At 65.8% G+C, this 21,349-nt stretch carries 17 protein-coding genes; 9 read left to right on the top strand and 8 right to left on the bottom strand.

Going from position 1 to position 21,349, the window contains the following annotated elements:
* The first annotated feature begins 1,050 nt into the window (after positions 1-1,050).
* From KBC96_10705 to KBC96_10695, 3 genes are all read left to right on the top strand, one after another.
* Complete coding sequence (locus tag KBC96_10705; GenBank protein ID MBP6964863.1) at positions 1,051-2,358, top strand: glycosyltransferase; 1,308 nt, start codon at positions 1,051-1,053, stop codon at positions 2,356-2,358.
* A 1-nt stretch (position 2,359) separates the two neighbouring features.
* A complete protein-coding gene (locus tag KBC96_10700; GenBank protein ID MBP6964862.1) occupies positions 2,360-2,725 on the top strand; it encodes a tetratricopeptide repeat protein in 366 nt (121 codons plus the stop codon).
* Positions 2,726-2,932: 207 nt separating this feature from the next.
* Positions 2,933-4,255, top strand: a complete 1,323-nt coding sequence (locus KBC96_10695) for a glycosyltransferase (protein ID MBP6964861.1) — start codon at positions 2,933-2,935, stop codon at positions 4,253-4,255.
* 615 nt (positions 4,256-4,870) lie between these two features.
* Here the strand turns inward: KBC96_10695 and KBC96_10690 are convergent.
* A complete protein-coding gene (locus KBC96_10690) occupies positions 4,871-6,727 on the bottom strand; it encodes a hypothetical protein (GenBank protein ID MBP6964860.1) in 1,857 nt (618 codons plus the stop codon).
* A gap of 406 nt (positions 6,728-7,133) precedes the next feature.
* Here KBC96_10690 and KBC96_10685 point away from each other — a divergent pair, with 406 nt between their 5' ends.
* Complete coding sequence (locus KBC96_10685) at positions 7,134-7,604, top strand: hypothetical protein (GenBank protein ID MBP6964859.1); 471 nt, start codon at positions 7,134-7,136, stop codon at positions 7,602-7,604.
* A 9-nt stretch (positions 7,605-7,613) separates the two neighbouring features.
* A complete protein-coding gene (locus KBC96_10680) occupies positions 7,614-8,471 on the top strand; it encodes a hypothetical protein (protein MBP6964858.1) in 858 nt (285 codons plus the stop codon).
* Between the two features lie 148 nt (positions 8,472-8,619).
* On the opposite strand, the gene KBC96_10675 is transcribed toward KBC96_10680, so the two are convergent.
* From KBC96_10675 to KBC96_10655, 5 genes are all read right to left on the bottom strand, one after another.
* Positions 8,620-9,369: a hypothetical protein gene (locus KBC96_10675; protein MBP6964857.1), complete on the bottom strand. Its 750-nt coding sequence runs from the start codon at positions 9,367-9,369 to the stop codon at positions 8,620-8,622.
* A 105-nt stretch (positions 9,370-9,474) separates the two neighbouring features.
* Positions 9,475-10,176: a DUF1559 domain-containing protein gene (locus tag KBC96_10670; GenBank protein ID MBP6964856.1), complete on the bottom strand. Its 702-nt coding sequence runs from the start codon at positions 10,174-10,176 to the stop codon at positions 9,475-9,477.
* Between the two features lie 61 nt (positions 10,177-10,237).
* Positions 10,238-10,444 (bottom strand): hypothetical protein, encoded by a 207-nt coding sequence (locus tag KBC96_10665; protein MBP6964855.1) that lies wholly within the window; start codon positions 10,442-10,444, stop codon positions 10,238-10,240.
* A gap of 326 nt (positions 10,445-10,770) precedes the next feature.
* A complete protein-coding gene (locus KBC96_10660; GenBank protein MBP6964854.1) occupies positions 10,771-13,800 on the bottom strand; it encodes a hypothetical protein in 3,030 nt (1,009 codons plus the stop codon).
* A 17-nt stretch (positions 13,801-13,817) separates the two neighbouring features.
* On the bottom strand, positions 13,818-14,534 hold the full coding sequence (locus tag KBC96_10655; GenBank protein ID MBP6964853.1) for a hypothetical protein: 717 nt from the start codon (positions 14,532-14,534) through the stop codon (positions 13,818-13,820).
* A gap of 394 nt (positions 14,535-14,928) precedes the next feature.
* Here KBC96_10655 and KBC96_10650 point away from each other — a divergent pair, with 394 nt between their 5' ends.
* The 4 genes from KBC96_10650 (at position 14,929) to KBC96_10635 (ending at position 19,086) form a co-directional block, all read left to right on the top strand.
* Complete coding sequence (locus KBC96_10650) at positions 14,929-15,546, top strand: PEP-CTERM sorting domain-containing protein (protein ID MBP6964852.1); 618 nt, start codon at positions 14,929-14,931, stop codon at positions 15,544-15,546.
* A gap of 73 nt (positions 15,547-15,619) precedes the next feature.
* Positions 15,620-16,525: a hypothetical protein gene (locus KBC96_10645; protein MBP6964851.1), complete on the top strand. Its 906-nt coding sequence runs from the start codon at positions 15,620-15,622 to the stop codon at positions 16,523-16,525.
* Positions 16,526-16,583: 58 nt separating this feature from the next.
* Complete coding sequence (locus KBC96_10640) at positions 16,584-17,831, top strand: hypothetical protein (protein MBP6964850.1); 1,248 nt, start codon at positions 16,584-16,586, stop codon at positions 17,829-17,831.
* A 196-nt stretch (positions 17,832-18,027) separates the two neighbouring features.
* The gene (locus KBC96_10635; protein ID MBP6964849.1) at positions 18,028-19,086 is read left to right on the top strand and encodes a hypothetical protein; all 1,059 of its coding nucleotides are present in this window, start codon (positions 18,028-18,030) and stop codon (positions 19,084-19,086) included.
* A gap of 343 nt (positions 19,087-19,429) precedes the next feature.
* Here the strand turns inward: KBC96_10635 and KBC96_10630 are convergent, their stop codons facing one another.
* Positions 19,430-20,275, bottom strand: coding sequence for an aminoglycoside 6-adenylyltransferase (locus KBC96_10630; GenBank protein ID MBP6964848.1), 846 nt, complete (start codon positions 20,273-20,275; stop codon positions 19,430-19,432).
* 80 nt (positions 20,276-20,355) lie between these two features.
* Complete coding sequence (locus KBC96_10625; protein MBP6964847.1) at positions 20,356-21,168, bottom strand: sugar phosphate isomerase/epimerase; 813 nt, start codon at positions 21,166-21,168, stop codon at positions 20,356-20,358.
* Between the last annotated feature and the right edge of the window lie 181 nt (positions 21,169-21,349).

Below are 21,349 nucleotides of genomic sequence, written 5' to 3'. Positions count from 1 at the left end.
CGATACGCTGGGCTACTCAGGACGCCCTTCGATACACTCTCCGCTTCGCTCCGAGCACTCAGGGCTTTCGGTTCCTGTGCCGCGTGCCGCCAAGGGTGTCATCCTGAACTCGATTCAGGATCCATCCCTCTGGATGCCGGATCGAGTCCGGCATGACGGTTAGGGCGTGCCTCGAGAACGCCCTTCGATACACTCTCCGCTTCGCTCCGAGCACTCAGGGCTGTCGGTTTCTGTCGGACGCAACGCCCGGTCATCCTGAACTCGATTCAGGATCCATCCTTCTGGATGCCGGATCGGGTCCGGCATGACGGTTGGGGCGTGCCTCGAGAACGCCCTTCGATACACTCTCCGCTTCGCTCCGAGCACTCAGGGCTGACGGTGTTGTTTTGCCCGCTCCGAGCGCTCAGGGCTGTCGGTTTCTGTCGGACGCAACGCCCCGTCATCCTGAACTCGATTCAGGATCCATCCTTCTGGATGCCGGATCGGGTCCGGCATGACGGTGGGTGGCGTGCCTCGAGAACGCCCTTCGATACACTCTCCGCTTCGCTCCGAGCACTCAGGGCTGTCGGTGTTGTTTTGCCCGCTCCGAGCACTCAGGGCTGACGGTTTCTGTCGGACGCAACGCCCCGTCATCCTGAACTCGATTCAGGATCCATCCTTCTGGATGCCGGATCGGGTCCGGCATGACGGTTGGGGTGTGCCCCGAGAACGCCCTTCGATACACTCTCCGCTTCGCTCCGAGCACTCAGGGCTGTCGGTGTTGTTTTGCCCGCTCCGAGCACTCAGGGCCGGCGGCTCCGCTCACTCATCACCCACCCCCCACCACTCATCACTCATCACCCATCACCCATCACCCACCACTCATCACTCATCACCCACCACTCATCACCCATCACTCATCACCCACCACTCATCACCCATCACTCATCACCCATCCGACCCCTAAAGCCCGAAGAAAATCTTTCCGATAATCAAAAATGCTTGTACATTTCCGGGGATTTGTGGAAATAGGGGCCGGTTTCGAGGCGGAAAGGACGGAGGAGAATGGGTATGAGGATCATGTTCGTAGGATGCGGGCACCCGCCCGACCACCTGGCGAGCCACCCTGTCGGGTACACGCACGAGCTGGCGAAGCGCCTCCTGGCGCAGGGCCACTACACCGCCGCGTTCGCGCCCTCTCCCCTGAGCGTCACCGGCGGCCGGCCCTACTCCGTCTTCCGCAGGAACTGCGAGGGCGTCGAGATCTACGGCGTCGCCAACCGCGACGAGGACGGACCGTTCGACCCCGAGGCGGACATCTGCCACCCCCAGTGCGAGCGGGCCTTCCGCTACGCGATACAGCATTTCAACCCCGACGTCGTCCACTTCCAGAGCCTGAAGGGCTTCCCGGCGTCGCTCATGGAAGTTGCCGGGGAGATGGGCAGACCGTATGTCGTCTCCCTTCACGACCACCAGTTCATCTGCCCGAGGCGCCACCTGCTCGACGCGGACGGCGAGGTGTGCGCCGGGCCGGGCGACGGCCGGAAGTGCGCGCAGTGCGTCGAGGGCGGCCGGCCCGAAAAGTCCCGGGAGGAGGCGTTCGCGGAGCGGAGGCGCCTCGTGCTCGAGTGGCTCGACGGCGCCGAGAAGGTGATCGCGCCATCCGCCACCGCCGCGGACTTCCTGGCGGAGCAGGAGGTCGCCTGCCGGCGCGTGACCGTCCTAAGCCCCGCCTCCGCGCTCGCGGAGAAGCTCTGGGAGAAGCGGTCCGAGACCGAGGACGAGCCCGCCGTGATGACCTTCGCGTTCTCCGGCACAGTCGCCCGGAGGAACGCCCCTCACCTGCTGGTCGAGGCGGCGAAGCTCCTCCGAGACCTGAAGGACCGGGTCCGCATCACCATCCGCGGGCAGGTCGAGGACGAGGCGTACGGCCGCGAGATACAGGCCGTGATCCGCTCCCTCGGCGGCGACGTCCCCGAGATCGAGTTCGCCGGCCACTACCGGCCGGACTCCCTGACCGAGATTTACGAAGGCGTGGACGTGTACGTCTCGCCGCAGATATGGCGCAACCCGCTCTCCCGCTCCACGATGGAGGCCCTGGGGGCGGGAGTCCCCGTCATCGCATCCATGATCGGCGCCTCGTCGGAGATCATCGGGCACGGCTACAACGGCCTGCTTTTCGAGCCGGGCAACCACATTGACCTCGCCGCGCAGATGAGGCAGATGGTCGAGAACCCAGCGATGGTCTCCGCGATGCGGATGAACTTCAACGCGCCGAACCCGATGAGCTGGCACGCGAACAAGATGGCGGGCATCTACGAATCCGCCGCGGTCGAGCGCGAGGCCGAAGCGCCCGCTGCCGCGAGAAAGGCTGCGTGAGATGAACCACGCGCAGGCGATGGTGGAACTGGGGCGGCTGCTGGCGTCCAGGGGGCGCTTCCCCGAGGCGATGAAGTGCTATTCGCGCGCGATCGGTTTCGACCCGGAGTACCCGGGGGCCTACCAGGCGATGGGCGACGTGCTCTGCGAGATCGGCTCCTACTGGGAGGCGGCGTCCGAGTACCGCGACAGCCTGGTCTATGAGCCGGCGAACCCGGACACGCTGACGGCGCTCGGCCGGTGCTACGCGATGATCGGCGAGGACGGCCAGGCCCGGGCGGCCTTCCTGCGCGCGCTCGAGCTCGAGCCCGATCATGCGGAGGCCCGGCGCGAGCTGGCCGCGATCGAGATGGGGAAAGCAGCCTGATCGGGAAAGCACGAAGCACGAAATTCGAAATTCGAAACAAAACACAAGAGGGGAAAACGGCAAATGCCGGAGGGGAGTCCCCGTTTTCCGGTTTGCCCTTTTCCGTCATTCGGTATTGTTTCGAATTTCGTGCTTCGGATTTCGAATTTCGAATTTGCCTTGCCTTTTCGTGCTTCGAATTTCGGATTTCGCTCCGGAGGTGAACAGATGAAGATTCTCCACGTCGGATGGGGGCATCCCCCGGAACACATCGGCGACGGCACGGTGGCCTACACGCAGGAACTGTGCGAACAGCTCGCGCTGAAGGGCCATCGGAACGCGCTCCTGGCCGCGTCGCCTCTGCACGTCGAAGGGCAGAGGAGCTTCTCGGTGTGCAGGCGCGACTGCGGCGGCACGGCGGTCTATGCCGTCACGAACCGCCGCGCCCCCGGCGGCCCCCAGGATCCCGCGGGCGAGGTGAGCAACCCCGACTGCGAGCAGATGTTCCGCCGGATGCTCCACGAGATCGAGCCGGAGATGGTCCACTTCCACAGCATCGAGGGGTTCTGCGCCTCGCTCATCCCCACCGCGCGGGAGTACGACCTGCCGACCGTCGTCTCGATGCACGATTTCCGGCTGATCTGCCCGAGGGGCAGTCTCGTCAACCGCCAGGGAGAGGTCTGCGCGGACGCCGGGAACGGCGCGAAGTGCGGCGAGTGCCTGGAGTGCACGCCGACCTGCGAAAGCGCGCAGGCCTACGCTGACAGGTACTCCCGGATGATCGAGTGGCTCGGCGGGGCGGACATGATCCTCGCGGAATCCGACTTCATGCTCGAGACCCTGCTCTCCCACGGCATCCCCGAGGGCAGGATCGCGAGGATACTTCCCGCCGCGAAGACCGCGGAGGCCCTCTGGGCGTGGAAGCACCGACGGGAGCACGACTCCGGCGGGCCGATCACCTTCGGATACGTCGGCGAGATCTCCCGGACGAAGGCCCCCCACCTGCTCGTCGAGGCGGCCTCGATGCTGGAGGACATCCGAGACAGGCTCCGCATCTCGATGCAGGGCCGGATCTCCGACCCGCAGTACTCGCGGGAGATCGAGCAGAAGGTCCTGAAGCTCCAGCACCGGCTCCCCGCAGTCGCCTTCGGGGCGGACTACGATCACTCGATGCTCCACCGGCTCCTCTCCGAGACGGACGTGTGCGTCTGCCCGACCCTCGCGCCGGAGAACCCGCCCCGCACCGTGCTGGAGGCGCTCGGCGCGCGCGTGCCGGTGATCGCCTCGGCGGTCGGCGGCCTGCCGGACGTCGTGAGGCACTGCGAGAACGGCCTGCTGTTCGAGCGCGGGAACGCGGAGAGCCTGGCCCTGCAGATGAGGTGCGTCGTGGAGCACCGGGCGATGCCCCGGCACCTGCGCGTTCGCATCAAGGCGCCCAGGCCGATGGCGGTCCACGCGGGGGAGATATCGGCGGTCTACGAGACGCTCGCGATCCGGGCGGCGATGAGGCGCGGGCCCGAGGAGCGCGAGGCCGTCCGCAAGGCGGCGTAGGGGCCGCCTGATGCCGACCACCGCCAGCCCTGAGCGCTAGAAGCGAAGCGGAGAGTGTATCGAAGGGCAGACTGGGGCGTGATGAGTGATGAGTGATGGGTGATGAGTGATGGGTGATGAGTGGTGGGTGATGGGTGAGCGGAGCCGCCGGCCCTGAGTGCTCGGAGCGGGCAAAACAACACCGTCAGCCCTGAGTGCTCGGAGAGAAGCGGAGAGTGTATCGAAGGGCGCTGGAGGCAGAACCCCCTCGGCCCGGAGGCCGGTCCCCCTTGATAAGGGGGACAGCATAGTCGGCAAGTGGGGCAGCGGTTCGAGCTCCCCTCCTTATCAAGGAGGGGCTGGGGGAGGGCCGGAAGCCAACCACACCGTAAGCCCTGAGTGCGCGCTCCGGCGCGTGTATCGAAGGGCGGCTGGCCGGCACGGGCTCTTTGGAGTGCGGCGGCACGACGCCGCTTTCGGCAGGGCGGCTTGACGCCCGGAGCGACGGCCGCGTCGAGCCACGGCCCGGAAAAGCGATGTCAAGCCATCGCACTCCAAGGCGTCCTTCGATACGCTTCGCTACTCAGGACTGGCGGGTTCCCTTCCGGTCACTGGTCACCAATCACCAATCACCCGTCAACGCCCGCGGCCGAGTTCCTTCCAGACGCGTTCCTCCGCCGCCTCGGGATCGAGGGCGTGGTTGTGCCGCATGACGGAGAGCGCCACGACCGGCGGGTAGGTCCGGCCCGAAAGCATCCTCGGGGCCACGTACTCGATGGACTCGTGGAGCAGGCGGCAGGCGTCGTCGTAGCACATCCCCGTCAGCTCCGCGATGAACCTCGTCGAGCGGTCTATCAGCTTCAGGTTGCTCGGCACCAGCGCGACCATGCAGTTCCCCAGCACGCGGCCGAGCTTCACCATCGTGAGCGTGGACATCGCGTTCAGCATCATCTTCACGCCGATGCGCGTCAGCCCGTCGAGCAGGAGGTCGTTCTCCGGGACAGGCAGGTAGACCGCGTTCGCCGGGACGTCCCACGACACCGCGAACTCCTTCACCTCCTCGACGGCGGCCTCCCGCCCGAGGAAGAAGAACGAAGCGTGCGCCCCGCCGTCCCGCGCCTTCTCGAGCATCGTCCGGTAGAAACCGCCCGGCCGGAGGAGCGACTGCTTCTCCGCCTCGGTCACCACGCACGCGAACCCGTCGCCGGGGTCCGCCGGCCTGTACCGGAGGCCGTCCGACCCGATCCTGAAGCGCAGGATCTCCTCCGTGCCGATCTGGCGCATGATCTCGTACTGCCGGGGGGCCTGCTCCGGGCCGACCAGCGCGAGAATCTCGTCGTCGCTCCACGCGAGGCCGCGCGGCGGGCGGTTGAGCAGATTCGTCCAGGCGTTCTCCGCGCCCTCGTGCGGCAGGAAGAGGTAGGTCCACGACTCGTCCGCCTGCGGGTCGTCCCACTTGCGGAAAGCGGGGATGCAGAACGTCGGCGAGCGCTCCGTCGTGTCGGTCAGCACGTCTATCCCGAGGCGGTCGGCGAAGTAGTTGTCCTTCTTCCCCTTGCCGTAGATGCCGACGACCGTCTCGGTGTACTTCGCGAGCTGGTTCCTGAGTTCGCCGGACATCAGCGTCGAGTGGATCTCCGCGAGCAGTGAGGCGAACTCGCCGGGGACGCCCTCCGATTCGAGGCCGAGCAGGTCGCGGCAGACCATCTCCAGGATCGTGATCATCGTGCAGAGCTCGCTGGAGGTCGCCTGCATGCGCGTGGAGCCCATGATCGCCATCGGGCCGGTGGTGATGTTGATCTTCTCGATGCGCGGGTCCTCGATCACCTCGCGGCTGCGGATGACGTGCTCCCGCAGGACGTCGTCGGGGTTGTTGTAGACGAAATAGACCTTCGCGCCGACCTCGACGGCCTTCCACGCCGTGCCGATGACGAACGAGGTCTCGCCGCCCTCGGTGATCGCGAAGAGCACGTCGCCCCTGCCGATGCCGAGGTCGCCGACCTGCTTGCCGCCGAACGCGGTGAAGTCCTCGAAGCCCTCGACCGACTTGATGAGCGCGAAGTCGCCGCCCGCCATGGCGCTGAACGTGCGGTGCTCCAGGTCCTCGAAGCGGGAGGGATCGCGCCCCTCTGCCCGGGCCTTCTCGGCCTGCTGTTTCCAGAAGAACCGCCAGGTCGAGTCGAGCTGGATGCTGAGCCGCCCGGTCGCTCCGCACCCGGTGAAGAAGAGCTTCCCGCCGGCGAGGATCGCGTCACGGACGGTGTTCTTGATCTCGACGAGCCGCCCGCTCTCCGCCAGCTCGCGCATTTTGGCGACCACGTCGGCGTCAACCTGGAAGAGGAGCTTGAGCGCGTCGGAGGTGCTCTCCTTCGCGACGTAGCTCAACTGCTTCGTGACGGGGTGCGATGACTCGGTCAACAGGTCGCCGAGGCGGAACTGGCCGGCCTCGGCGAGGAACTTGTCTGCCTGCTCGCGCGCATTCGTGTGGTCCATGCGGGCATTCTAGCATTTTGCGCGAGGATTGCCAAGTGCGGGGAGGGGCAGGGGGCAAGACCGCCCCTGACGTCATGCCGGACACGATCCGGCATCCATGCGCGTCCGTGGATCCTGAATCGAGTTCAGGATGACGGGCGGTCGTTCAGGGTGACGCCCGTCTTGCGTCCGACAGGAACCGTGAGCCCTGAGTGCTCGGAGCGGAGCGGAGAGTGTATCGAAGGGCGGCCGGTCGGCACTGAGGCGCGGCCGCTGCGCATGCCGCCGTCTCTCGATACGCTTCGCTACTCGAGACTAGCGGGTCCGACTACTCATCACCCATCACTCCCCCGCGCCCTTCCCCTCGGCCCGGTAATCTGGTACAGTAGTAGGGGCAGCCGCCCGACCGCCGATGGAGGTGAGCGAGATGAACGATTCGATATCCCCGAAGAAGGGGTTCCTGGACAGGAGGATCACGCTGAGGTGGGCCCTCATCCTCCTCGCGCTGGTCGTCGTCGCCGCGCTGGTCCTCTGGGTCTCCCAGGCGATGGCCCTCCGGTCGCTCAAGGCCTCGTCACAGGCCGACCTGGCCGCCGCCCAGAGAGAGGTCGCCGACCAGGTCGCCGGCGCGATCGCCACGTTCGGCAACCGGCAGATCGTTCAGGGCAACTGGGAGGAGCTTCAGCAGTACGCCGACCAGGCGGTGACCCGCGGCGGGCTCGCGTACGTCGCCATCGTCAACACCGACGGCATGGCGGAAGTCCACACGGACAGGGCCTTCCAGGGCAAGCCGTTCGCTGAGCCGGTCGAGGGCGGGGGGGTCAACCACGCCTCCGTGCCCGTCATGAACCTTACGAGCCGCGTCGGCACCGTGTGGATCGGCGTCTCGAACCGCTGAGGGAGTTCCATGCGCATCGCTTTCATTGACCACCACCTGAACAACTACCACGCGGACAAGTTCCTCTCCCTGCTGAGAGGCCCGCTCTCCGACCTGGGCGCCGATGTCTCCGCCGCCTGGGAGTCCGACCCCCGGGGCGACGACTGGTGCGCGAAGAACGGGGTTCCCCGGGCCGGGAGCATCGCCGAGGCCGTCGGGAGTGCCGACGCGGCGATCGTCCTCGCGCCGGACGACATCCCCGACCACCTGAAGCTCTGCCGGGGGGTGCTCCCCTTCGGCAAGCCGACGGCAATAGACAAGGCGCTCTCCTTCAGCGCCGCCGACGCCCGGGAGATAGTGGCCCTCGCGGAGCGGCACGGCGCGAGGATAACGTCCAGTTCCGGCCTCGCGTTCGCGGTGGAACTGGAGGCGCTGCTAGGCGAGATCGAGGGCGAGCCGGCCGAGGTGTGGGTGACGGGCATGGGCGAGTGGAGGAACTACGGCCTTCACACGCTGGCGATGGCGCTCCGGGTGATGGGCGCGGGCATCGAGCGGCTCGCGGACACCGGCACGCCGTCGAGCCGGATGGTGACGCTCGACTACGGCGGGGGCAGGCGCGCGTTCGTGACGGTGCGGGCGGCGGACGACATGTGGTCGCTCTTCCCTTGGACGGTCGGCATCCGGACGAGCGCGGAGACGTACCGGTCGGCGGCGGTCGCGGATTTCGACGGGTTCTACGCGAACCTGATGCGCCGGAACGTCGAGTTCTTCCGCACGGGGGAGGGCGGCTTCCCGGCGGAGCGGGCGACGGCCCTGGTCTCGGTGCTGGAGCGCGCGGACGAGTCGCTCGCCGCCGGCGGGGCGTGGGTGGCTGTCGGTGATTCGTGATGAGTGATGGGTGATGGGTGACCGGCACCCTGAACGAGCGCCGCGTCATCCTGAACTCGATTCAGGATCCATCCCTCTGGATGCCGGATCGTGTCCGGCATGACGTCAGGGGCGGTCTTGCTTACCCCTTATCCCTTCCCGCCGCCGATCACGCCGCCGCGGGCAGGTCGTAGTCTATGTCCCACATCGTAAGCGGGATCACCCGGCCGGCGGTGTCCGGCTCGATGTCGAGCCTCCGGGCGGGCTCCGATTCGTGCGGGAACTCCCCGAGGTCAAGCTCTATGCCGAGCTTCCCGGCGCGCGCGGCCTCCATCGCCTGAAGGCTCCCCGGCCCGGGGATGTAGAGGAACAGCCCGTCGAGCACTCCCGGCCCGTCGCCGAACCTGCTGGCCACCATGACCGCGTTCTCGTCGGTGGCGAGCGCCGCCATGAAGACCTTCGACACGACCGCCCACGCCATGTCAACCAGCGTCTGAGTCGCGCCGATGCGGAAGGCGAGGCCCGTCTCGTCGGAGAACGCCGCGAGCGACGAGGAGATCAGCTTCCCGCCGAGCCCGCTCAGCACGGAGAGCGCGTAGCCGTCAATCTGCTTCGTGGTGCCGTCCGGGTTGGCGTCCACCTTGTCCACCAGCGCGGGAGCGTCGGCGTACGGGAACAGGAAGAGCGCGTGGCCGGGAGCCTTCCCCTCGACGCGCGCGACCACCCCTACAGCCTTGTTCGCCGGGTCGGTCACCATCTCCATCAGCGAGATGACGCGGAAGAGCCCGGAGTTGATCTCGGAGACGCGGACGCCCGCCCCGACCGTCTCCTCGACCGCGCGGGCGGCGTGCGAGGCGGCCGTCGAGCCGATCTCCCTCGCGAAGGCAAGCTGTTCCCTGAACCTGTCCCGGTGCTGCATGGCTGAACCCTCCTGGTAGTTCTACCGGTATTATCGGAGGGAACGGGGGAGGATTGGAGGGAGGGGGGAGAGACGCCGCCTGTTGAATCTGGAGCTCTGAACCCTCTACGGCCGAGGCGGCTTCGGGCCTTCGAGGCGGAGCCAGATGTTGCCGTCGTACGGTCCCTTGTCCCGCAGGTTGTACTGCTCCAGCGTCATCGAGCAGACGTGCCCGTCAATCCAGAGGACGTTTCCCCTGCCCCTGTGCCAGGTCGCGAACATATGGGATGTGGGGTCGTGTGGCCTGTAATCGCTCGGCCTGGCGGCGAAGAGGCTTCCGGCCTGCGCTTCCCACATCACCTCCGCGATTCGGATGGTCGCGGACGGGAACTTGACGCTTTTCAGCGAGATGACTACCGGCTTCCCTTTCGGCTGCCAGCCCCCGCACCTCTGGTTCATGCCATAGCTGGGTCTGAAGCAGAAACACTCCAAACCTTCGTCATCTGGGCACTTGAATATCTTCGCCAGGTTCGTTCTTACCGAGGCGCCGCCGACCATCCGCTTCAGGTACGGGTCGAGCAGGACCGGCCATATGCCGTTTGGACTCCACGCGAACGGCGCGCCGTAGGGGACGAGGACTCCGTGCCAGTCATTCTGGTACATCTCGCACGCGCGGCCGAGCAGCCGCAGGTTCTCCATGCATTGGTTCTGCCGGGACGCCTCGCGCAGGTTCTTCGCGACCGCGACGGCCGTCCACGCAAGCGCGGCGACCGCGGCCAGCACCGCGATCACGGCGAGAACCCAACTCCAAGCTCTCTTCTCGGGCATCTCGGCACCCTCCACGGGATAGACGGGACGGGGCGGCGAAAGGATACGCCCCGGAGCGGGTTCACCGCATCAGGACGGCGGCCGCGAGGGCAAGCGCGAGAGCGACCGCGGCCGGGACCAGGCAGCACGACCCGCCGTGGGCTTCCCTCCACTGCCTGGCGTGCTCGTCCGCGATGACGAAGGTCAGGGCGTCCTCGTCGTCCTCCATTTCCCTGCGGCGGCGCTTCTCCTCGCGGTCCTCGTCCTCGATGTCGTCGTAGTCGCCCATGCCAGGTCTACGTTTCGCGGTCCGGGCAGGCATTCCCTCGCGGAAAGGTAGGGGAGGCAGAACCCCCTCGGCTCGGAGGCCGGTCCCCCTTGTCAAGGGGGACAGCAGGAAGCTCCCCTCCTTATCAAGGAGGGGTTGGGGGAGGTTCCGGCTCCGTAAGCCCTGAGTGCGCGCTCCGGCGCGTGTATCGAAGGGCGGCTGGCCGGCACCGAGCCACGGCCACTACCGGCCGCCACATGCCGCTCCACCGTCATGCTGAACTCGATTCAGCATCCAGAATCACGTGGGCCCTGAATCGAGTTCAGGGTGACGCCGTGAGTCGCGCATCACCGGAGCGGCGGGTCACTGATCCCCCGCACGTCGGTCGCGCGGATGACCCGGATGATCTTGTCGCCAAAGGTCTCGGACCCCGATATCCCGGTCACCTCGGCATAGGGCGAAGGCGGGGCCGTCCCGTAGACCTTCACGCCGACTCGCCATTGATCTATGGGCACGTTCAAGCCGTCGTCGAGGTAGAAGGTATCGCCTTCGACGCTCGTCACCCTGCCCCAGGTCTTCACGAGCAGGCCGACGTTGTAGAGACCGAGCGCGCCGTCAACGCTGGTGAACGCCGAGGTCGGACCGACGCCGCCGAGATTGCGGCAGGTCATGCCGATCGGGGCCGGCAAGGGATTCGATGTGCTGATGACGTTGACATCGGATGATTCTATCGTGGCCTCGCCGTTGATCTTTTTCAGCCTGCCGCTGAACGAGACCGCGTTGCCGGCAACCGGCGAACCTTCGCTGCGGGGAGACTTGACCCCTATGCCGAACGAGCGGCCTTCCTGAATATAGAAGCGGTCGTATATACGGGAGTGGCCGTCGGTATCACGGAAGTACATTGGGAACAGTGCGGTCACCACCTCGCCGGGAACGTTGACGCGGGCGCCTTCGTAGAGCCGGCCGATCTGCCCGATGCTGCTCACCGTCAACCAGGCGTCGAGGAAGAGCCCCTTCGCCCGCGTGGACCGGTACGGCGGGCCGTCCGAGTTCGAATACGCGAGGAAGACGCGGCCCGGAGGTCCGGCGCACATCGAGCCGCCGAGTTCCGACAAGGGAGTATCCGTTACCGAGATGGGCACGGTATCTACGAGCTGGTTGAAGTAGTTGACCCGCGCGGCCACCATGTCGTCCTGCCAGGGCTGAGCGCTCGCGGCGTTCTCTTTGCCGGACAGCCATGTAATGATGTAGTCCGCGCCGTTCCACGCGACGTTCACGGAGTCGGCACCGGCGGACTGCGGGATGATCAGAGGCGTCGTATCCAGCAGATTGCCGGTCAGAGAAAACCTCCGGGTGACGATCTCCGGTCCGTAGGCTGCCAGGAGCACATTCCCGCCGCTGCAGGCGAGCTTGAAGTAGTCCGGGCACGTCTCGTCGGTGATGCTGCGGACCCCAGAAGGCACTCCGTCGGCGGTTACGGTGGCATAGTCTATACCGCCGAGAGTGTACGGTGGAGGATTCCTGATGTCCAGGGCCCGCTTCCAGGCAACGATGTAGCGCTGGCCGGTCCAGCAGGCGGCGAGTCCTTCGTGGACGGAGCGGCTCCTCGACGTGCCCACGAGGACGGCGGGGGAGAGTGCGCCGTCGCGGGAGAGCAGTACCCCGTTGACGTCACCCACGTACCCATAGAACCAATTCCCGGGTCGAAACGCGACGAGACAGCGATTGCCGTCCGACGCAACCGCGGGCCTGACGCGGATCGAGGTCGCGCCGCCGTCATAAACCACGATGCCCGCGGGATCGAGGACCGTGCCGGCGCGGGATATGCGCGCGGCCATCACCTTGTTCGGGCCGACGACTCCGGGCGACAACTCACCGCCGTCGAGCCAAATGACGACGAAGTTCTCGCCGTTCCAGGCCGCCGCCGGATATGGGTGCTCGACCGCGACCTGAGCGATCGCGAAGGGCGTCGGGGCGGTGACGGGCGAACCGGCATAGGCGTTCAGCACCTCGCCGTAGAGTGTCCGGCCCGCATCGGTCCACTCCTCCCAGCAGACTAGGAACTCCCGTCCGCTGTAGGCCGAGCACGACGCCTTGTGCTGGGGAGCCGAGCGCGTCAGCGGGAACTCGCTTCCGGCGGGGGTTCCGGTGGATTCGACCCGCCTGCCCCGGACCTGGAAGCCGAAGCCCGGCACCGTGGGACCCGCGTCGTTCCTCGAATCCATCCAGCAGACAAGGTAGCCGGCGGCGGCAGACCCGACGCACGGCCTGATCTGCCGATCGCTCTCCGCGCAGACCGGGAAACCGGCCCCGTCGAGCGCCGCGCCGTCGAACCCGACGCGTCCGGCGTAGATGTCGAGCTGCCCGAGACCGGCCTTCCGCGTCCACGTGACCAGCCCCCGCTGGCTGTTGCCCTCCGCCGCGACCTGCGGATCGAACTGCCGCTCAGTGGCGGCGCTGATGATGGTACTGAACGGATCGGGCAGTGTGCCCCTTGTCGTGACGCGCCTGGCCATTATGAAGCTGTAGGACTGCTGCCTGCTCGTCCAAACCACCATGAACTGCTCGCTCGTGTAACATGCGTGCGGTTGATCCTGCGCTCCGGCGTCCGTGGAGATCGGGAAGTCGGAGTCTGCGCCTACGATTCGCCCGTAGAGATCGGTCGAGGTGTCGGCCGAATTCCGTTCGTCCGCCCATACCACCAGGGTCGGTCCGTAGAAGGCCGACGCGATCGCCACGTTGCTCGCGCCCAGATCGCTCGTCACGGCCCCGGCGCAAACGGTGTTGACGGTCCCGGAGACGGTTCCGCCGAGACTGACCGTTCGGCTGAATACCCCGCCGTAACTCGCGGGGCTCTCAGTGTCGCCTATCCACGCTACCGTGTGATGCGTACCGTTCCACGCCGTCCGCGGATTGCGCGGCTGGCCGCTGTCACAGACAACCACGGGCTGCTGATCCAACACCGCTCCGTTGGGCGAGACCCTGAGGCTCAGAATGCGCGTCCCCACGACCCCTGAGTTGCCCGCGTAGACTATGAAGAAGCTCTCGCCGTTCCAGCAGACGTCGGGCCTGCCGGCGACGGAGGCGTTCGTGGTGAGCCTGATACCCAGCGGGTCGAGGACGGTCCCGTCGTCGGCGATGCGGGCGGCATAGAGGTCCGACGGACGCCCGGCATCCCGCATATCCACCCAGACGGCCAGGTAGATGGTCCCGGAGCTTGCGATCGCCGGGTTCGACTGGAACCACCCGGTCGAGCCCGCCGTGACCGGTCGCGTGTCCAGGCGAACCGGCTGGCCGAGGTCGTATTGAGCGTAACCCGCGCCGCAGATGAATGAAAGAATAAATGCAATGGTAAGGCACAAACGCACGTGCTTCATTTGGGCCCTCCTTTCCGTCAGTCCGCCGGCAGAGCCGGCTTCGGGCCTTCGAACCGGAGCCATATCTGGCCGCTGTACGGGCCGTCGTCCCGCATGTTGTACTGGTCGCGCGTCATCGCCGATACGTGCCCGTCAATCCAGAGCACGTTTCCCTTGTCGCTGTGCCACTCCGGGAAGCGCTTGCAGTCCGGGTCACCGGCGATATACTCAACAGGCGTCGCGGCGAACCAGCTTCCGCCCACGGCGCCCCATTCTACGTCGGCGATTCGGATCGTCTGCGATGGATACCTGACCTTCGCCACTGGCACGACCACGATCTGAGACGGGGTGGGATTCACGGCCATCCAGCCACCGCACTTCTGGTTCATCCCGTAGTCGCGCTCGTACGCCCACGCCTTCGTATCGGGCCGGCTGGGGCACCGGTACTCGGGCGGCACGTCACCGTACGGGATGCTTCCTGGAATCTTCCTGATGTACGCGTCAAGGAGAATGGGCCACATGCCGCACGGAGTCCAGGCGAACGGCGCGCCGTAGGGGACGAGGACGTCGTCCCAGTCGGCCTGGTACATCTCGCACGCGACCCCAAGGCGCTTGAGGTTCTCCGCGCACGTCTGCTGCTCGGACGCCTCCCTGGCCCGGTGGACGGCGCAGGCGAGGATGGGAATAAGAAGTAGAATGACTGCGATGATCGGCAGCAGGCCGCGCAAGAGACGATTTGCCTTGCTTTGCTGCATTTGAACCACCTCCTGGTTTGATAGACTCGTTACGATGGTGCCGTGTTCCGGGCGCGCCGCACCGGCCGCCCTCGGGAACCGCCCCCAGCCCCTCCTCGATAGGGAGGGGAGCGGATTCGCTGTCCCCCTTACCAAGGGGGACCGGCCTCCGGGCCGAGGGGGTTCTGCTCTCCCGGGCCCTTCGATACGCTCTCCGCTTCGCTCCGGGCGCTCAGGGCTGTCGGATCGGGTGGAGCACCATTGCTTGTTACCAGTTTACTCCCCCGTTACCCGCAGGTCAATGACTCGAGCGCGAAAACCGGTATTCTTACCAGGTTCGCGCGGGGAGCGGGTATTCGCGGCAAACGCGCGATATGGCACGAATCATGCACTGACGACTTACGGGGGACAGGCGATGCGAACTCTCACGGTATGCATGCTCATGCTGGTCTGCGCCGGGCACGCCCGCGCGGAGTGGCTCTACGACGGATACCCGATCTACAACCTCGGCATCGGGATCGGGAAGGGGATGGTGACGGACGTCGTCGCCCAGCCGTTCAGCGTGCCCCGGGCGGCGGTGATCGAGCAGATCGGCGCGGCGGTCGCGAGCGGGATGGACCCGAACGGCGCGGGGATGAGGGTGACCCTCGCGCGCGACTACCGCGAGATCGAGAAGACCGCGCTCGCATCCTGGCGGGTGGACCCGATCTACGGCCCGGCGCTGATGTTCGCCTACTGGACGGTCAAGCCGATCGCGCTCGAGGCCCGGACTACCTACTACCTCGCGATCGCCCCCGGCGACTCGGAGTTCATGGGCGCGGCGGCCTATGCGTATCGGGGGAACACGGCCCTCGCGTCGGGCGACGACGGCCGGACCTGGCACGAGATCGCCCAGCTCGGCGTCCGCGTCGGCGGGACGATGGTCCCGGAGCCGTCGGCTTTCGTGGTGTTGGGTGTTGGGTGTCTGGTGTTGGGGCTCCGGCGTCGGATCGGTCGGACGCTTCTCACACCTCGGACGACCCCTGACAGCTGACCTCCATCCTCCTTGCAGGACTAGCCCACCTCCCCAGCGAACAAGCAGTCAAGATTCGTTGGGAGGTGCAGCTATGAGACGTGTCACCGCAGTTTCGATTCCTGCAACCCTTCTCCTTGTCATTCTGCAGTCCATGGCGATTGCGGATACCAGCTTGGAGGAGCTTCTCTCCGGACGACTGGCTCCACTCACTATCAAGCTCGGTGATCTGGACAGCGGGTGGAGGCGCTTCAACGTCGCCGAGAGCGGCTCAGTGTTCGCCGACTACCTGACCATCATGGCAGCCAGGGAGATGACCCCGACCCCGCTGACAATCTACTACACCAGGGGCACGACCTACCAGGTAGGGGGCGAAACCTATCTGCTCGCTTACCAACAGAAGCCGCGCATATCTGACATCGCCAGGACGATGCAGTACAGTGATGACTCGGACCCTCCGGTGCTGACCACGGAAACCGAGCTTACTCCATCGCTCCTCAACCTTCGCGCGGTCGGCGCCATGAGGGATATTCGGGCGTTTAGCCTCGATGAGGAGATCGCCGAGAGCAAGGCGCTCTTCGGTGCGGACGAGTATGACGAGAATGCTCCAAGTGAGGGAGTCGACCAGTCGCTCCAAAACCTGCACGTGATGGGTCAGGCGCTTAGCATGTATATACAGGCCTGGGGCGAGAAGCTTCCCCCGATGAAGAACCCCGAACAAGTAAGGGGGCTGCTGCATCCCTATGCCAGCCAGATTCGACCGGGCGCCCCGAGCATGGACATATTCACCGATCCTCGGACCGGTGACCTCTATCCGGTGAACACCATACTCTCCCTGCACAAGGTGGCCCATATCCAGTTCCCGCAGGACATGGCGGTATTCCATGAAGGGACTGAAAGGGAAGACGGGTCCAGGGCTGTCCTCTTCCTTGACGGGCACGTCGCACGGGTCTCTCGGGAAGAGTGGCCGATCATCAAGCGGAAGTCGAAGATACCGTAGGCAGATCGAGTACGATTACGAGTATGAGTACGAGTAGGAACTCTCGGAGGAGGAAGGCATGACTATACACTGGATATGCGGGCTGGCGGCGGTTCTGATTCTGGGTTCGTGCGGGGCGGACGTCCTGAACACGAAGGGCGACGGGAAGGCGGACGACTCGGCGGCGGTGCAGGCGGCGCTCGACCAATGCGCGGCGTCCGGCGGCGGGACGGTCAAGCTCCCGACCGGCAGGTACCGCCTCGACAAGCCGATCACCGTACCGGAGGGCGTGACCCTCGAGGGCGAGTGGAAGGCCCCCCACCACGCTCAGCTCATAAAGGGCACCGTCATCCTCGCGTATGCCGGGAAGGGCAAGGAGACCGATCCGGCGCTCATCAGCCTCACCCCGAGCAGCGGCGTCAAGGGGCTCACCATCTTCTACCCAGAGCAGCGAGTCCCCGGCACTATCGCCTATCCGTGGACGATCCAGGGCAGCGGGATGCACTGCTCCATCCAGGACTGCACCTTGGTGAACCCGTACAAGGGCATTGACTTCGGCACGCACGGTAACGAGCTGCACTACGTCCGCAACGTCTTCGGCTGCCCGCTCAAGATCGGGGTCTTCGTGGACAAGTGCACCGACATCGGCCGGATCGAGAACGTCCACTTCAACCCGCACTACTGGCTGAGGTCCGACGCCGAGGGCATGCCGTCCTGGCCGGACATCATCAAGTACCTCTTCGAGAACACCACCGCCTTCGAGTTCGCCCGGTCCGACTGGGAGTACGTCTTCAACACCTTCTCCTACGGCTGCAAGATCGGGATGCGCTTCTTCGCCAATAAGGACGGCGCGTGCAACGGCAACTTCCTCGGCAACGGGATAGACTGGGCGCAGACCGCGATCCTGGTCGAGCAGACCCAGGAGCCCGGCCTGCTCTTCACCAACGGCGAGTTCGTCGGCGGCACGGGCGCTGAGACCGAGATCGAGGTGGCGAAGAGCCATACCGGCGTCGTCCAGTTCTCGAACTGCGCGTTCTGGGGCCCGTCGAAGAGAGTCGCCAGGGTCGCGGGCGGATCGGCGAGCTTTGTCCAGTGCAACTTCGTCAACTGGGACGCGGGTCTCTATGCGGTCGAGGGCGTCGGGGGCGATCTGACCGTTCAGAACTGCCGGTTCTCGCACGGCACGAACCACGTCACGCTCGGCCCGGGCGTCAAGACGGCGGTCGTCATGGGGAACACGATGATGGCCGGCCCGGTGAAGATCGAGAACCGCAGCACGGGCGACGTGCAGATCCTGGCGAACGTGAGCCGGGCGGTGAAGCAGTAGTGATCGGGCAACGACGATCCGTTGCGGAGCAAGGCCGTCTCTCGATATGGTTTCCAGCGAAACCTACTCGAGACTGGACGGTTTCGTTCCCGGGGAAGCAACCCGATCTTCTCGAGTAGCCGCTCCGGCGGCATAACGAGAGGCTGACCCACCTGTCGCCTACTGGAGTCGCCTCCCACGTCTGACAGGAGACAAAATGACCTCACGCGAGCGCATCCTGACAACACTTACCGGCGGCATCCCGGACCGGATCGGCCGCGCGGACGCGATCTGGAGCGAGACCGTCGCCCGATGGAAGACCGAGGGCCTCGAGGAGGGCCGGGACGTCGGCGAGATGTTCGGCTTCGACTTCGCCGGCATCTGGGGGCACAACAACAGCCTCATGCTCCCCGTGGAGGTCTACGAGGACACCGACGAGTATGTCGTCCAGAAGGACGCCAACGGCGTCACCCGCAAGGACGTGAAGCGCGAGTCGGGCCACACCCCCCACTGGATCAGCCACACGATCAACACCGGCAAGGACTGGTTCGAGTACAAGGACCGCCTGACCGCGGACGACTCCCGCATGCCCGAGAACCTCAAGGAGTCGTACGACGAGGCGCGCAAGACCGGGAAGTTCCTGCACTTCACCGCCACCGAGGCATACGAGTGCGCGTGGCCGGTCTTCGGGCAGGTGAACATCTTCACCCTTTTGATGGACGAGCCGGAGGTGGCGAGGGACGTCTTCGAGACGTACACCGACCTCATCGTCGGGATGGCGCAGAAGTACCTCGACGTCGGCGTTGATTTCGACGGGGCGTGGTTCTACGGCGACCTCGGGTACCGGAACTCGACGCTGTTCTCGCCTGCGTGCTACGAGGAACTCCTGTGGCCCGCGCACAAGCGGATGTGCGACTTCTTCAACGATCTCGGCAAGCCGGTGATCCTCCACTCCTGCGGGAAGATCGAGTCGCTGATCCCGAAGTTCATCGAGGCCGGGTTCGCCGCGATCCAGCCGCTCGAGGCGAAGTGCGGCCAGGACGTGCGCGCGCTCAAGGAGCGGTTCGGGAAACAGATCACCTTCTTCGGCAACATTGACGTCCGCAAGCTCTCCGGCACGAAGGCGGACATCGAGGAGGAGATCGGCGGCAAGCTCCCTGTCGCGATGAAGGGCGGGGGGTACATCTTCCACTCGGACCACTCCGTCCCGCCGACGGTCTCGTGGGAGAACTACCGCTACGCGATGGAGCTGATCGAGAAGCACGGGAGGTACTGAGGCGGGACGAGATGCCTCATGCCGTCATGCCGAACTTGGTTCAGCATCCATGCAGAACGGTGGATCCTGAATCAAGTTCAGGATGACGGCTCGCTGTCTCCCTTGCGACTATGCTGTCCCCCTTATCAAGGGGGACCGGCCTCCGGGCCGAGGGGGTTCTGCTTCCCGGGGGCTTCCCGCGGAACCTCCCCCAGCCCCTCCTTGATAAGGAGGGGAGCTTCACGTGCTGTCCCCCTTATCAAGGGGGACCGGCCTCCGGGCCGAGGGGGTTCTGTTTCCCCGGGGGGCCTTCCCGGAACCTCCCCCAGCCCCTCCTTGATAAGGAGGGGAGCTTACGCGTCGGTCAGGCGCCGCACTCCGCCCGGTAGTAGCCCGAAACGACGTGCGCCAGCGCGCCCGGGTACTCCGCCCCGGTGTCGGACGCGATCCGCTTCCCGTGCCGCTCCATCATCTCGATCAGCCCGCCGAGGACGCCCGCCATCTCCCGCCGCTCGGAATCGGGGACGGTCGCGTTCAGCTCGGCGATCAGCGCGGGGTCGAGATCCCGGCGCACCACTCCCCACACCAGGAACGACATGTCCGTCACGTCGTCGGGGTGGTTCCACAGCCAGAACGCCTGCGCGAGCGTGCCCCTGACCGCGTTGATCATCCCCGCCGCGTACCAGAACTCCTCGCGCTTGATGAACCTGACCGCGGAGTAGACGCATATCCAGAAGAAGGTCATCTTCCACTGCACGGTGTCGCCGACAGGGGGCGCGAGGCTGTCCTCAGGCTGGCCGACCGTCCTCGGCTGATCGAGCAGGCCTCGGCGGTCGAAGATCGGGAGCACGGGGTCGGAGGCGGGCAGGCTGGATACGCGGGACGAGCGGTAGACCTTCACGTCCAGGAAGTTGCAGTCGGCGTAGAAAGCGGTGAACCCAGCGCCGTTCACGTCCTTCGGGCTGTCCCAGGCGATGACGCACTCGCCGGCCTCGGACGCGATCTGCTTCGCGCTCTGGAAGCCGTGGTGGAACTCCTCGTCGTCCACGGCGACGGCGAAATCAATGTCGGAGTATCGGTCGCTCGCGCCCCTCGCGAACGAGCCTCTCAGCCAGCATGCCTGGATTCGCTCATCCCGGGCGAGCGCGTCGGCGAGGCTGTTGATAAGGCGAGACTGAGGCTCCGGACCCTCGATGCGCAGTGCTTCCACTCGGTCCTTCTTCCGCGGTGAGGAGTTTCGCTACATATTACATTATGCCACAATCGCGCGCCCCTCGTTAGAGCCCGGCGTCAGCAGAGCGGCTCGAGGATCTCCATCGCGCGCTTGATGTCCGCGACCTGCTGGGGACCGCTGATCTCCCGCTCGATGGTCAGCGCGCCCGTGAATCCGAACGACTTCAGCCTGGGTATCAGAACCGGGAAGTTGACCCGCCCCTCGCCGAGCGCCTTCTCGACTCCGAGCTTGCCCGGCTCGGTCGGGTACTCGCCGTCCTTCGCGTGGACGCCCTTGACGTATGGCCCGAGGATGTCGAGCGCGTCCACCGGGTTCGCCTTGCCGTACATCAGCAGGTTCGCCGGGTCGAGGTTGACCCCGAGGTTGCCCGTGCCGACGTCGGTCATCACCCGGAGCAGGGTGATCGGCGTCTCCTGGCCCGTCTCGAAGCAGAACAGGATGCCGAGTTCCCGGCACCGCCCAGCGACGGCCGCCAGCGCCTCGACGGTGCCCGCGTAGAGGGGGTCGTTCGGGTTCTCCGGGATGAAACCGGCGTGCGTCGTTATCGAGGCGACCCCGCACCTGGCGGCGAACTCCGCGCCCTTCTTCAGGGCGTCCACGCGCATCTCCCGGTGCTCCGGCGGGACGAGGCCGATGGTCGAGGGGCCTTCCGTGAAGTTCCAGACCGCAGGGCCGGGACAGCCGGTCCAGATCGAGGTGATCTCGACCCCATGCTTGGCGGACGCATCCGTCAGCGCGCGGATGTTCTCGTCGGTGTAGAACCCCGGGTCCCACACCGAGACCTGGCAGGTGGGAAGGCCGGTCTCCCGCACCTTCGCGAACGACTCGTCCGGCCCGCCCCTCAGGCCGGTGATGACTCCGAGCTTGATCCTGGACATGATTACTCCTTCGGAAAAATCGAAATTCGAAGCACGAAAAGGCAAGGCAAATTCGAAATTCGAAGCACGAAGCACGAAACAAATCACAAAGGGGAAGAAGGCAAATGCCGGAGGGGAGTCCCCGTTTTCCGGTTTGCCTTTTTTGGTCATTCGGTATTGTTTCGAATTTCGA

The sequence above is a fragment of the Armatimonadota bacterium genome (assembly GCA_017993055.1).
Lineage (GTDB): Bacteria > Armatimonadota > UBA5829 > DTJY01 > DTJY01 > JAGONM01.
This window is presented reverse-complemented; position numbering and strand designations above follow the sequence as displayed.